The sequence below is a fragment of the Allobaculum fili genome (assembly GCF_020969955.1).
In the GTDB taxonomy this organism is placed as follows: Bacteria; Bacillota_I; Bacilli_A; order Erysipelotrichales; family Erysipelotrichaceae; genus Allobaculum; species Allobaculum fili.
Map to the genome: position 1 here is coordinate 1 of NZ_JAHDSX010000018.1, position 13,643 is coordinate 13,643.

Genomic DNA, 13,643 nt, shown 5'->3' on the forward strand with positions numbered 1-13,643 from the left:
TTCTGATGTCTTCTAAGGCAACGCTGGCTTCCAAAGATGCAAAAGGGAAGGCTGGAGCCATGATGGGTGGCGAGAACACCTTGTTTGGGTTAAAGCCAGTTCTTGCCAAAACAGGTTTTGTCAAACGTTACAACGAACTACTCAAAGTGAACTCTCTCTTCATGACCTGCGATCTGGTAAAAGACCAGCTGGAAAGAGCCTTCAAATGCTCAGATCCAGAGGAGATGGTGCAGCTGCTGAATTCACTGATTGACACGTGCAAAGGAACGAAAAAAAAGCACTTTAAATGGTTTGCGCGACTAATCGAGAACCATTACGAAGGGATCCTTTCACATACCATTTTTGGGATATCTTCAGGAAAGATTGAAGGCATGAATAACAAGATCAAGACCGTAAGACGACAAGCTTACGGTTTCAAGGATGATGGGTATTTCTTTCTTAAGATCATCGATGCTTCAAGAAACCCATCAATCAGGAATCCCAAATCCCACAAAATTTTTCATTGAACCAAAAGAAAGAGGGAAGGGCGGGCAGGTGACACCAGCCTTACAGGGATGCAAGGCAAACTAAAGGCGAAGCCATGAATCCCGCAATTTGATCATGCTAAACTTAGGACACAGCCAGATAAGACGCTTAAAATAAAACTTCCCGTTTTATAAAACGGGATAGGACGATCGGTTTCCTGTGAAAAACGGGGATAGATCTGGTTGCACTAAAGGAGGCGATAAGATTGAAAAAGCTTCTGAAATGGGTTCTCAGCCTGACCGTGTTTGCAGCGCTGGCGGGAACCGTGATCTTCTTTGGCATGGGAATCTATACCGCCAATGAATTTGAATCCAGAGAATCTCTCTCTTCGCTGGTGGATCGGGCCGAGGCAATGCCCGGCTATACGCCGTACGAAGAAGTTTCCCCTATGCTGTATCAGGCGACGATTGCGGTCGAAGATGCGCATTTTTACAGTCATCAGGCGGTGGATCTGAAAGCGCTGATTCGCGCAGGCCTTTCCCAGATCGTCCCCTGGATGCCTAAATCGGGCGGTTCCACGATCGATATGCAGACGGTGAAAAACCTGTATGGACAGTATGACGGTACCCCGGTATGGAAAGCCGGTGAAATCGTACTGGCGACCCGTCTCGATAAAATCTGCACGAAAGATCAGATCCTTTCCCTCTATGTGAACATCATTAACTATGGAAACAACTTCCATGGCATTCGCCAGGCAGCCAACGGCTACTTTGGCGTCGAACCGTGGGAGCTGACGGACGCGCAGGCGACACTGCTGGCAGGAATTCCGCAGTCGCCCTCGGCGTTAAACCCGCTCGTTCATTTCGATGCTGCCAAAGCCAAACAGGAAATTGTTCTGCGGGCGATGGTTCGCAACGACATGATTACCCAGGAGCAGGCGGATGCGATTTACGAGCAGGACTGCGGCATCGACCAGTATATCGAACCGGCTTCTGCAGAAGAAACGATGGATTATTCGATCGTTTCCCTCGATGAACCGGAACCGCAGATGGCGCTTCCTGTCTGGATGGCGTATGCCGATCCATCTCTGCTGCAGGCGGCGACCCTGGCGTAGCCAGCTCCGTTCTGTATTTGATTTTTTGCGGTCTTTCCATACCGCAATTTGCCACACCGCATTCGATTTCCCTGTCCGTTTTGGTCTTTCCATTGGAAGGGTAGAAAAGGATTGAAATCCATCAAACAGAAATATCGAACAGCGCTTCTGAATCCAAAAAGCAGGAACGCTGTTTTTCTTTGGCGCGTTCTGGAAGGACCTTGATCAGGACGGTGCCTTTTGAAGAAATAGAGGGGCTGTTTCGGCAAGGTTCTATCTATTTCTATGGATCGGACAGGCGATAATTCACAAATGACTTAAGCGAATCCGGAGATGGTTCTGAGAAATTACTGGATTTAATCCGAAAGGCAGGATCGGTAAAGCGAGTAAGACTGAAAAAACCAATCGGTCTGGTTTTACGCAGAAGTGATCAAAACCCGATCGGTTTTGTGGGTTTCTCGATCTTTTTCAAATGGAAGGCCGCAAACGTGATTCAATAAAGCGGACTGGCCTGAAAAGTCGGCCATCGTTTTAGGAGGTTGGATTGTTTCATGAATAAGAAAACCGCGAACCTGCTCTGCCTGCTGATCGGCGTGATCTGGGGCGGGGGATTTATTGCTACGGATTTCGCGTTAAAGACATTTACACCGTTTCAGATGCTTCTCATTCGATTTGCCGGGGCAGCGCTGCTCGCCTGGATTCCAGTTCTGGTCAAACGGGAAAAAGTACAGAAGGAAGCCATGAAAACGGGTCTGATTTCGGGATGCTTTCTGTACATCGCCTTTGCGCTGCAGACGTTTGGCATCAATCTGACCGAACCGGGAATGAACGCGTTTCTGACGTCGGTCAATGTGGTTCTCGTTCCGTATCTGGCCTGGATTGTCTGGAAACAGAAACCGGATGGGCTCGTTCTTTGCGCCTCTTTAGTCTGCATGGCGGGCATCGGCTTTCTTTCCTTGAGCAGCGGCAGCTTCGGTCTTCGCTGGGGCGATCTGCTTTCGCTGGGCTGTTCGGTTTTCTTCGCGGCACAGATTGTCGCGCTTGGCCGGTCCGAACACCTTTCGGTTGCGGTTGTCAACGCGCTGCAGCTAAGCACCGCGGCGGTTCTGGCCATTCCGTTTGGTCTGCTTGAACCGTGGCCGGCGCAGATTTCGATGGAAACGATCGGTTCTCTGGCGTATACAGTCTGCCTGTCGACATTCCTGTGCTATCTGATGCAGACGACGGCGCAGAAATACACATCCTGCGCGGCGGCTTCCATTTTAATGGGGACGGAAAGTCTCTGGGCCAACATTTTCAGCTTTCTGATTTTGCATCAGGTTCCGTCCGTCATGATGGTAACCGGCGGCCTGCTGATCTTTACAGCCATACTCATGGTCGAAGGACGCGGCTGGATCGAGTTGCATCTGCTTAAAAAGAAGATCAATCCGCCAACCCAGACCAGCATTTAAAAGGTCGGGCAGCTTCCGTTGCTTCGTACTCCTGTCTGTCTTTTTAAAAGGCTGAAACGCGGAATTCTGGAGACGTTTTCCATGTTTTTGATTTTGGGCACATGTCGTTTGGGCATGCGCTTTTTTACACCCTTTGGGCAAACGACAAAAAGCCGTTCGTTCGCCTGTCTATACTGAAACCAGAAAGAAGGGCCTATTATGCTCAAGTCCTATAAATACAATGGAAAAGAAGCACTTCACCTTTCGGATGTTTCCTGTCAGGCGGGTGCGTATAAGAAAAAGAAAGAGGAAATCATTGCCCGAACGGCCGCCAACCAGCTTCAGATCCAGCAGCTGCAGGATAAGCTGTATGCGGATGGAAGCGCCGGTCTGATCATTTTGATTCAGGCGCGGGATGCCGCAGGCAAGGATGGAACGATCAAGCATGTCATGAGCGGTGTCAATCCGCAGGGCGTGGATGTCTACAGCTTTAAATCCCCGACACATGAAGATCTTTCCCACGATTTTCTCTGGCGCTTCAATAAGGCACTGCCGGCTCGGGGCAAAATCGCTATTTTCAATCGCTCATACTATGAAGATGTGCTGATCGTTAAAGTGCGTGAGCTCTGGAAAAACTACAACCTGCCGGCTTCGATTAAAAATAAGGATATTATTGAACGCCGCTATTCTCAGATTTGCGGCTTTGAGGAATACCTGTACCAGAACGGCTACCAGATTGTAAAAATCTTCCTGAACGTTTCCGCGAAGAAACAGAAAGAACGCTTTTTGGAACGCATCGATCGACCGGAGAAAAACTGGAAGTTCTCCGAAGCCGATCTTTCGGAACGGGCCCTGTGGGACGATTACACGCACGCTTACGAAGACGCGATCAACGTCACCGCGACCAAGCACTGTCCGTGGTATGTCATTCCGGCAGATCAGAAATGGTTTGCTCGCTATCTCGTCAGTGAAGCGATCTTAAAAGCGCTTGAGAACATCGATCCGAAGTATCCGCAGCTATCCAAGGAACAGATCGACCGTCTCGCGTTTTACAAGCAGGCTCTGCTCAATGAGAAAAACGGGCAGGAAGCCAAAAGCTTTGTCGCCGATGCCGATGAAGTCAAAGCGGCCGATGAAAAAGTTACGGACGATCTGAAAGAACAGAAATCGCTCAACGCGTAATCCAGTTTGGATATAGAAAAAAACAGCGAGTCCATCGTTCGAAGAATATCTTCGATCCGGGACTCGCTTTTTCTCTGGGAAAGCGAAGAGGAGGGAAGATCCGCTTTCAGAAAACAGTCCGAGAAGGCGGTAAAAGCAGACAGAAAGTGGAGGGAGAAATACAAAGAAATACAGTAGAAGATCCGGTTTTGCGTTTCATATTCCTGCTGGATTCATAGGAAAACAGATCCGAAAACGAGGGGATTCATGCAAGCGCATTCACGAAAGAAAAATCCCATAAAACTGCAAAGTTTTGGGATTTTTCAAGGTGTACGGTTTCGATTCGCATTGTACGAAAACACGATTCTTCCTATACTTTGAGCAATTACAGGAAAGTTGAGGAAAAATAAATCATGAGTTCTGCTGCTGCATTCCTGGCCAAAAAGGACGTTCAGATTTCTGCCAAACGGTATGGAATCGATGCCCTTTCCGCCATGGCCCAGGGACTTTTCGCCTCTCTGTTAATGGGAACCATTCTTAATACGATGGGAACCCTGCTCAATCTGCCGATTCTCGCGGAAATCGGCTCGTACGCGACGGCGGTCAAAGGGCCGGCGATGGCCGGAGCCATCGGCGTTTCCCTTCACGCGCCAAACCTTGTACTGTTTTCGCTCCTTGCGGTCGGCTATGCGGCGGACGCCCTAGGCGGAGCCGGCGGTCCGCTTGCAGTTTACGTGGTGGCGGTCATCGCCTGCGAATGCGGCAAGCTCGTTTCCAAGGAAACCCGTGTCGATATTCTCGTTACGCCCTTCGTTACAATCTGCATCGGTGCTCTGCTTTCGATTGCCTTCGCGCCTGCGATCGGCAGCGGGGCGACCGCGCTTGGCGGCATGATCATGTGGGCTACCGAACTTCAGCCCTTTTTAATGGGTGTCATCGTTTCGGTACTGATGGGCATCTTCCTGACGCTGCCGATCAGTTCGGCCGCAATCTGTGCTGCGCTTTCGTTAACCGGTCTGGCTGGCGGCGCTGCCCTGGCTGGCTGCTGCGCGCAGATGGTCGGATTTGCGGTCATGAGTTTCGCGGTCAATAAATGGTCCGGTCTTTTTGCCCAGGGGCTGGGAACTTCGATGCTGCAGATGGGCAATATCGTACGCAAGCCAGTCATCTGGCTGCCGACGATTCTGGCCAGCGCCATTACCGGTCCAATCGCCACCTGCCTGTTCAATTTACAGATGAACGGCGCCGCCATTTCTTCTGGCATGGGCACCTGCGGTCTGGTCGGACAGATCGGCGTATTCACCGGCTGGATGACGGAAATTTCCGAAGGCCTTCGTGCTTCCATCGGTTTCATGGACTGGACGGCACTGATCCTGATTTCGTTCATTCTTCCCGCCATCTTCACGCTGCTCTTCCATCATCTGTTCTTAAAACTTGGCTGGTACACCAATGAAGATCTCAAGCTTGACGTCTGATCGACAGCGATTGCTATACCATCCAGTTCTGGATGGAATTCCGTATGAAATTCACTCTGGTCGGATCCTTCGCGCATGATTTTGCCAGTTTACTCTTATTCAATATTCAATTCAGACACATAAAAAGCCGGGTCGTCCGGCTTTTCTTTTTGGGCTCTGAAGACAGCGGTATCGGTATTCGCTTTCGTTTTATTCCTGCCGGGGACGAACGATTTGGACATGGCTTCCGGGCGGGGAATGGGCCTGTGCTAAAATCTGTATATGTTTAAAATCAAGCAGAAAAACGACTGGGCGATCGATATTTCTCTGCATATCCCGCTGCCCTCGTTTGCAATCCAAATTACCAAAAACGCGACCGAATCCGAAGTCGACTTGAATACCCCGCTGCATCGAACATCCGCGAAAGTCATGAGCGATTCCCATTCGGTATCCACCGAATTCCGTCAGGAAAGCGGTCCTGTGGGACAAGCCGGCGCTTCTTCCGCTTCTTCCCAATCCGCCGAATCGACGGCTTCTTCTTCTGCATCGTCTGCCTCGTCTTCGGCAGACCAGGAACAGAAAAATGGCGACCAATAGCACAAATTCATCTTCCAGTTCCACAAAGCTCGTTTCTTCGGGCGAGCGCTTTGCGCAGATTGTCAAAGTCTTAAGCCGGCACCATGTCCAGCAGGGCATCACCCCGGTTAAGCTGCGCGAGATTTTTGAAGATCTCGGTCCGACGTATGTCAAACTGGGCCAGATCATGTCTTCGCGTACGGATCTGCTGCCTAAGGAGTATGCCAAGGAACTGGAAAAGCTGCGCTCGGATGTGAATCCGATGCCGTATGCGGTGGTCAAGGAAGAAATTGAAAGGGCGTATGGAAAGCCGATCGATCAGATCTTTTCGTACATCGACGAAAAGCCCTTAGGTTCCGCCAGTATGGCCCAGGTCCATGAGGCGATCACGCCAGATGGAGACAAAGTCGTCATCAAAGTGCAGCGGCCGGGCATTTACGAACAGATGCAGGTCGATGTCAAAATGATGAAAAAAGCCGCAAAGCTGATTTCTCTCGATCAGGTCATTTCCGGTCTGGTCAATCTCGATGACGTCATCGACGAGTTCTGGAAAACGGCGCAGGAAGAAATGGATTTCCGTCATGAGGCGGCCAACGCGATTCGCTTTGGGGCGGAAAACGATGACGTTCCTTACCTGCATATCCCGAAAATATATTCGCAGTATACGAGACAGAACATGCTGGTGATGGAAGAAATCGACGGCATCGAAATCGACAACTATCCGGCACTTGAAGAAGAAGGCTATTCCCGTAAGGAAATCGCGATGAAACTGGGCATGAACTTCATTGACCAGGTTATTGAGCACGGCTTTTTCCATGCGGATCCGCATTCAGGAAACCTGAAAATTGTCGACGATAAAATCGTCTGGCTTGATTTTGGCATGATGGGCGAGCTGACGCGCGGACAGGCCCAGCAGATGAGCGAAGCACTGGACGCGCTGGCGCAGCGCGATCTGCCACGGCTTTGCGACGCGATTCTCAATATCGGCATTCCGCCGGAAGATCTCGACTACATCGGCTTTTCCAACGCGCTTGAAACGTATTTAAACCGCTACATCAACCAGTCGTTTTCAGATCTGGACCTGGGAGTGATGGTGACGGAGGCCATTGAAATCTGTCAGCGCTATTCCATACGGCTGCCAAGCTCGATTACGATGCTTGCCCGGTCGATGGTGACCATTCAGGGGACACTCAAAGATCTCGACGATCAGGTGAATATGCTGGAATACATTTCCAGCGAAGGAAAAACGCTTGATCAGATCGACTGGAACAAGGAAATCAGCACCTTCTTAAAGGAAAGCTATGCGGGACTGAAGGCGCTCACGCACATGCCGGTTCGGCTGGATCGAACGTTATCCTTGCTGCAGAAAGGCCGTCTTCAGGTCGGCATCAAAATTTCGGATCTCGATCATCTGATGCCCCAGATCAGTCATCTGGTGGACCGCCTTGTCGTCTGCATTCTCATTGCGGCGCTGCTGATGGGCAGTTCCATCATTTGTACGACGGGCATGAAACCGCAGCTGCTTGGCATTCCGGTGCTGGGTCTGGCGGGATTCTTTATTTCGTTCTGCCTGAGCCTGTGGCTCTTTTACAAAATGCTGTTCAATCGAAAAAACGGAAACCGGCTGTTCTAGCCGGTTTTTCTCTGCCTTCTCGATTTGGTTCTTCGCAATCTGTCCGAATTGTACTGGATCGCGTCTGGATTTTCGACTTGGCCGTATTTGATGCTTTGGAGGTGTCCTGGTCTGGCCTGGTGCATGGCGAAAATCGGGAAAGAATTGTGTCTTTGATCAGTTTCCAAAACAATGGGTATCCCATGGGGATGAAAATTTTGTCAAAAACGGCGGAAAATGTCTTGCCATTGCGGATTGTGACAACGAAAATGGATAAATACGCGATTGCTTTTTGACCGTACCGGCTTTCTTGAATCCATAGGGTTCTGTAAGTGAAATTTCCAAACCGCACCCGTCGATAGGATCGACAGCCTGGCACTTTGTGCAGACAGGGAAGAATGATCGATTCATATTGTTCGAACGTACTGAACGAGGCCATTTCCGGAGGCAAAAACCAATGGATAAAAGATGAGAACAGGCACAATTCCTGGTGAAATTTCAATATTCGAAAAGCGTTTTCACCTTTCTGTGCCCAAGTACGCAACAAGTTGCTAATATATTCGGTAACAAGTTGCCAATCAGGAGACAACTATGAATTCGGAAGAAATGATCAAAAAACTGTACGGCTCAGCAGAAACCCAGAAAATGTTTATCTTCTGTATGCTGCTGATTACCGCCAACCGGCTCCAGACGCTGTTTGATCAGTCCGTTCCCGACCTTTCCCTGAAACAGATCATCCTTCTGGCGATCGTTCGCTATTCCAAGGAACCGATGACCTTTACGCAGCTTGCTAAATTACTGGGCTGTTCCAGACAGAATGTCAAAAAGCTGGCCGATGTGCTGGTGAAAAAAGGCTATGTCACGCTGCAGCCAAACCCGGAAGATCAGCGCTCCGTCTGCCTGTATCCAACCGATCAGGACGGCGCGTTCCACGACAGCTACTTCCCAGTCTGCCCGCAGGAGCGTGAAGCGCTGTTTGAAATTTTTACGGACGAAGAAGTCGAAACGCTCTTTCATCTGCTCCATCGACTCCAGAACCGGATCGATGAAATCGAGGAAGAAATGGAAAAGGAAGCCGATTCGTAAAAAGACAGAACCGGGTAAAAAGGCTTTTTTCAGAACCAGACTCTGGAAATAGCCGGTTTCTTCCTGCACCAGAAAACGGGGAATCTTCTGCCCCAGGAAAAAAGGAAACCGGAATCCAAAAGCCTTTCCTTAAAAGAGTAGAAAAGGATGCGACGGATTTTTCCTGAAACAGGAAAACAGGGAAATGATCCGCCCGAACAGGAATTTCGTATTACAGGAAAAAGTTATGAAAACACCTGTCATTTATAGTTCGCAGACGGGCTTTACCAAGCGCTATGCGAATTGGATTGCTTCGGCAGCCCATGCGGACTGCCTGGACGTGTCAGCCGCCAGTACCGAAGATTTATCGCAGTATGAGGCCATCGTTTTTGGAAGCTGGATCAGCGGAGGCTATCTTCATGATCTCCACTGGTTGAAGGACAATTTGCCGACCTGTCCTGATCAGAAACGGATTCTGTATATTGTCGGCGCCAGTCCGTCCGAAAACGAGGAAGTGAAGCGGCTTCGCAAAAAGTGTCTGCGCGCTTTTGAAGAACACAACGTAAAGGATATTTTTTACTGCCCCGGCGGTTTTAACCTGGAAAAACTGCCCGCGTCTTCCAAAGCGATGATGAAACTGTTCATCCGCACGTTTCTCGCAAAGAAAAACAAGACCGAACCTCAGGCGTTAATGGCCCGGCTGATCGTTAAAACGTACGATGTGACCAACCCGAAATACATCCTTCCCATTCTCGACGCCTTAAAAAAAGACTCGGATGCTCAAGAAGAATAAACCGGCTTCTCTTTTTTGACGGGTCGATTTTGAACCTGCTTTTCCTTCCAAAAGCCGTTCGGAAACGTCTTCAAATAGAATTTAAATCCCATTCAGAAACAGACAGCCGAACCGTCCTGCGCGGTTCGGTTCTTTTGCGTTCCGAGCAGAAGAACCGGTAAGATGATACAGGCTGTGATTAAGGCACGCTTGCGCGGGATTAAAGCAACATCATACTGTCCCGTACCCGACTTTAACCTGCAGTTCATTCAGGCGTGCGATCCTTTTTCAAAAGGAATGCGCGTACGATAAAACTAAGTGCAATCCATAAAAACGCATGCCAAAAATGAGCATGATACAGCCTGTATACACATAAGAAAGTTTTTAATCGAAAGGGAGGTCCTGTCTATGGAACAGCCAGCTCACACTGCGAACAACGATAAACTGACGCGAAAACAAAAACTGAAAAAGAAACTGCCCGCTTTAGGGGTCGGGGCTCTGATCATCGTTCTGATGGTCGGCCTCGATCAGTGGACCAAATGGGCCATTGTTAAAAGCATTCCCCTCAACGGCATGATTGAAGTTATTCCAGGTTTCTTTGAACTGACGTACTTACGAAACTTTGGAGCGGCCTTTTCCAGCATGACCGGCGTCTCGATGGGATTTTTCGGAATTCTCACGACTGTCGCCCTTTGCGTCATCGCGTATTATTTTATGAAAACCGATAGTACGAAAGTGGAATTCGCCCTGTCTCTGATTGCGGCAGGCGCCCTCGGCAACCTGATCGACCGCATGACGCTCGGCTATGTCCGCGACTTCTTCCGCTTTTATATTTTCGGATCGCCCTTCGCGGTCTTTAACGTGGCCGACGTCTGCCTGACCATCGGCGTCGCGCTGCTCATTGTGATCGTTCTGGTCGAGGAATGGAAAGAGAGGAAAGCGTTCAATGAATCCAGCAAATCCAGTCAGTCCAAATAATATGGATCCAAAGCCACAGGAAGAAAAAAACAGCGAAAACGTCGAAGAGACACTTTATGCGGTCAATACACCCCCTGAAGTTATGACCGACGTAAACTTCGAAGACGATCTCGATGCATCCGATTCGATTCAGACCGTCGATCTGGACGACGGTTCCCAGCAGATCACGCTGACCTGCAGTAAGGAAGATGCCGGTATGCGTCTGGACAAGTACATCTGCAAAGTCCTTGATCTTAGCCGTACGCGCACCGCGTCCCTTCTTGAAGAAGATCGTGTCAAACTTTCCGACCGCAGCGTTAAAGCCAGCCGGAAAATGCAGGAAGGGGATATTCTCGAAATCCATATGCCGCCTGCACAGAGTCTGGAAGTTCTTCCGGAGAAAATGGATCTCGATATCGTCTACGAAGACGAAGACATCATCGTCATCAATAAGCCCAAAGGCATGGTTGTCCATCCTGCCCCTGGCCATATGGAACATACGCTGGTCAATGGTCTGCTCTACCATTGCAAGGATCTGTCCGGCATTAACGGCGTAAAGCGTCCGGGCATTGTGCACCGTATTGATAAGGACACTTCGGGTTTGCTCGTTGTGGCCAAAAACGACATGGCGCACGAATCTCTCGCAGCCCAGCTGCAGGACAAGAGCCTGCGCCGCATTTACCGCGCCATCGTCCATCATCCGTTCTCGCATACGATCGGAACCGTCGACGCGCCGATCGGCCGCGATGAAAAAGACCGCCAGAAAATGGCGGTAACAGCGAAAAACTCGAAACCGGCCGTAACGCACTTTACCGTTCTGGAAAACTTCAAGGACTACGCCTACATCGAATGTTCGCTGGAAACCGGTCGTACCCACCAGATTCGCGTACACATGGCCTATATCCAGCATCCGGTTGCCGGCGACACGAAATACGGTCCGAGAAAAACGATTGAAGCGGGCGGACAGCTGCTGCACGCGATGCAGCTCGAGCTGATCCATCCGCGTACGAAAGAAAAGATGCATTTTGAAGCGCCGCTCGATCCGACGTTCGCAAAAGTTCTGGCTGAGCTGGAAAAGGAAGCAGCAAACGCATGAGAGAACGTTCGGTACTGAGCTGGGATCAGTATTTCATGGCGATGGCCCATCTGGCCGCCTTCCGTTCCAAAGATCCCAACACGCAGGTCGGCGCCTGCATCGTCAATCCGCAAAAGCGCGTGGTAGGCATGGGCTACAACGGCTTTCCGCGCGGCTGCGATGACGACGTCTACTCCTGGGAGCGGGAAGGCCAGTTTCTGGAAACAAAGTATCCCTTTGTCGTGCACGCGGAACTGAATGCCATTCTCAACTCCATTCAGTCGCTGGCGGGCTGTACCCTGTATGTATCGCTCTTTCCGTGCAACGAATGCGCGAAGGCGATCATTCAGTCCGGCATCACCCGCGTCGTATACGAATCGGACAAGTACTGCGGCAGCGAAGGCAACATCGCCAGCAAGCGCATGTTCCAGGATGCCGGGATTGAACTCATTCAGCTGCCCTATCAGGTCCATATCGATGCCCGCATCGAAGAAGGCCAGGACCGCTGTGCTGAGGACGGCTCCCGCGAGTGCGGCTGCCCGGACTGCAGGAAGTAAGATTTGTCTGGATGGAGATCTGCTGAAATCGATCTGCTCGTTCACAAAGCAGTCGGATAAAAACAGACGCCGAACAGATCCAGATGAATAGACGAAACAAACGAAACCGATGCCCTTAAAACTATCCGTTTCCATCCATACAGCGCGCAGGCGATAATGCCTGCGCGCTCGCTCTTTTTGCGCGGAATTCACGTTTTGGATTCTTCTGGAATTTTCAAATTTCGGGATTTTTGAATTTTCAAATTTTTGAATTATCGGATTTTTGATTTTCCCGCACGCATTCTGGGCAAAAGAAAATCCAGAACGGTTCCAAAAGAGGGAGACGTTCTGGATGTACTGCGGGCTTAGACCAGGCCGATTTTCTGGGAATTGACGAAATGCATTTTGACAAATTCCGGCATGCGCTCTTTTCCAATTTTCGCCATGAGCTTTCTGGCGCTCTGGGTGGCTTTGTCTCCACCGCCTTTTTCCAGCGGCATCCCGGCTTTCGCCTCGAGCTGTTCCCAGACTTTTAAAAAGGCGTAGCGGGCGAGTACCGAAGCGGCCGCAACCGCGATATAATGCGATTCCGCCTTCGTCTCAAAATGAATGGTGCGAATGACGTTTTTCTCCTGCGCCAGATAGCTATAGTACGTGCGCGGAATGCAGAACTGGTCGATCACGCAAAGTTCAGGCAGGGCATAGCCTTTTTTCTGCAGATTCAGGTACACCTGATTGTGCATCATGGCTTTCATCTTGTTGAGGTTATAGCCTTTTTCCTCGCGTATGCGATTGTATTGGGCATTTTGTAAAATAACGATGGAATGGGGAACCATCGCTTCAATTTGCGGGGCCACTTCAAGAATGCGCGCGTCGGTCATTTTCTTGGAATCGGTAATTTCCATCGCGTGCAGCTTCGCGGCACATTCCTGGTCCGGGACGATTACCGCAGCGACGGTAACCGGGCCCATGTAATCGCCGGTGCCGACTTCATCGCTGCCGGCCTGCGGGAAAACATTGGCTTTGGACCCGTGACCTGCAGAAGACGAATTCGACGCGGGACGGACCCGTGGGACATCGTCAAGTTCTGCGGCCGAAAACCGTCCGCTGGATTCGTCTTTTCCTAAAATGTCATCGGCGACACTGACGACCCAGTCGATATCACCGCCCTGAATGACGACTTTACCGGACGTATAGGCGGTCACGACGACTTTTTTCCCGGAAGAATCCAGGACATAAATCGACCAGGCCGCGTAAGAGGGAAGATTTTTCGCTTTGGAGAGCGGTTTGAGTTTTTTGTGGAGAGTCTCGATCTGGCTCGAGCTCATGGTTCGTACAACAGTTGCCATGTTCCTATTGTATCATTACAGGGATTGCGGCCGTTTCCGGACCGCCGGGCCTTCCCTGCAGAGGAAAGCTGTATTTCCTCGTGCAAAAGACGGACGAT

At 50.3% G+C, this 13,643-nt stretch carries 13 protein-coding genes; 12 read left to right on the forward strand and 1 reads right to left on the reverse strand.

Going from position 1 to position 13,643, the window contains the following annotated elements:
• The 12 genes from Afil_RS05555 to Afil_RS05610 all read left to right on the forward strand — a co-directional run.
• Window positions 1-506: transposase (locus Afil_RS05555; protein WP_230267578.1), on the forward strand; the 506-nt coding region annotated here is incomplete at its 5' end.
• A gap of 224 nt (window positions 507-730) precedes the next feature.
• Window positions 731-1,579: a biosynthetic peptidoglycan transglycosylase gene (locus tag Afil_RS05560; protein WP_230267579.1), complete on the forward strand. Its 849-nt coding sequence runs from the start codon at window positions 731-733 to the stop codon at window positions 1,577-1,579.
• A gap of 530 nt (window positions 1,580-2,109) precedes the next feature.
• On the forward strand, window positions 2,110-3,009 hold the full coding sequence (locus Afil_RS05565; RefSeq protein WP_230267580.1) for a DMT family transporter: 900 nt from the start codon (window positions 2,110-2,112) through the stop codon (window positions 3,007-3,009).
• A gap of 198 nt (window positions 3,010-3,207) precedes the next feature.
• Window positions 3,208-4,170 (forward strand): PPK2 family polyphosphate kinase, encoded by a 963-nt coding sequence (locus Afil_RS05570; RefSeq protein ID WP_230267581.1) that lies wholly within the window; start codon window positions 3,208-3,210, stop codon window positions 4,168-4,170.
• 392 nt (window positions 4,171-4,562) lie between these two features.
• Complete coding sequence (locus Afil_RS05575; RefSeq protein ID WP_230267582.1) at window positions 4,563-5,624, forward strand: PTS sugar transporter subunit IIC; 1,062 nt, start codon at window positions 4,563-4,565, stop codon at window positions 5,622-5,624.
• A 261-nt stretch (window positions 5,625-5,885) separates the two neighbouring features.
• Window positions 5,886-6,200 (forward strand): hypothetical protein, encoded by a 315-nt coding sequence (locus Afil_RS05580; protein ID WP_230267583.1) that lies wholly within the window; start codon window positions 5,886-5,888, stop codon window positions 6,198-6,200.
• The gene (locus Afil_RS05585; protein WP_230267584.1) at window positions 6,187-7,812 is read left to right on the forward strand and encodes an ABC1 kinase family protein; all 1,626 of its coding nucleotides are present in this window, start codon (window positions 6,187-6,189) and stop codon (window positions 7,810-7,812) included. The genes Afil_RS05580 and Afil_RS05585 overlap by 14 nt, the downstream gene beginning before the upstream one ends.
• Window positions 7,813-8,382: 570 nt before the next feature.
• Window positions 8,383-8,877, forward strand: a complete 495-nt coding sequence (locus Afil_RS05590) for a MarR family winged helix-turn-helix transcriptional regulator (RefSeq protein ID WP_230267585.1) — start codon at window positions 8,383-8,385, stop codon at window positions 8,875-8,877.
• Between the two features lie 226 nt (window positions 8,878-9,103).
• Window positions 9,104-9,649, forward strand: coding sequence for a flavodoxin family protein (locus Afil_RS05595; RefSeq protein ID WP_230267586.1), 546 nt, complete (start codon window positions 9,104-9,106; stop codon window positions 9,647-9,649).
• 387 nt (window positions 9,650-10,036) lie between these two features.
• On the forward strand, window positions 10,037-10,606 hold the full coding sequence (gene lspA, locus Afil_RS05600; protein ID WP_230267587.1) for a signal peptidase II: 570 nt from the start codon (window positions 10,037-10,039) through the stop codon (window positions 10,604-10,606).
• 196 nt (window positions 10,607-10,802) lie between these two features.
• Window positions 10,803-11,681 (forward strand): RluA family pseudouridine synthase, encoded by an 879-nt coding sequence (locus Afil_RS05605; RefSeq protein WP_230267611.1) that lies wholly within the window; start codon window positions 10,803-10,805, stop codon window positions 11,679-11,681.
• Complete coding sequence (locus tag Afil_RS05610) at window positions 11,678-12,217, forward strand: deoxycytidylate deaminase (RefSeq protein ID WP_230267588.1); 540 nt, start codon at window positions 11,678-11,680, stop codon at window positions 12,215-12,217. Before Afil_RS05605 ends, Afil_RS05610 begins: the two co-directional genes overlap by 4 nt.
• Window positions 12,218-12,561: 344 nt before the next feature.
• On the opposite strand, the gene rnhC is transcribed toward Afil_RS05610, so the two are convergent.
• Complete coding sequence (gene rnhC / locus Afil_RS05615; RefSeq protein WP_230267589.1) at window positions 12,562-13,545, reverse strand: ribonuclease HIII; 984 nt, start codon at window positions 13,543-13,545, stop codon at window positions 12,562-12,564.
• Window positions 13,546-13,643: the final 98 nt, after the last annotated feature.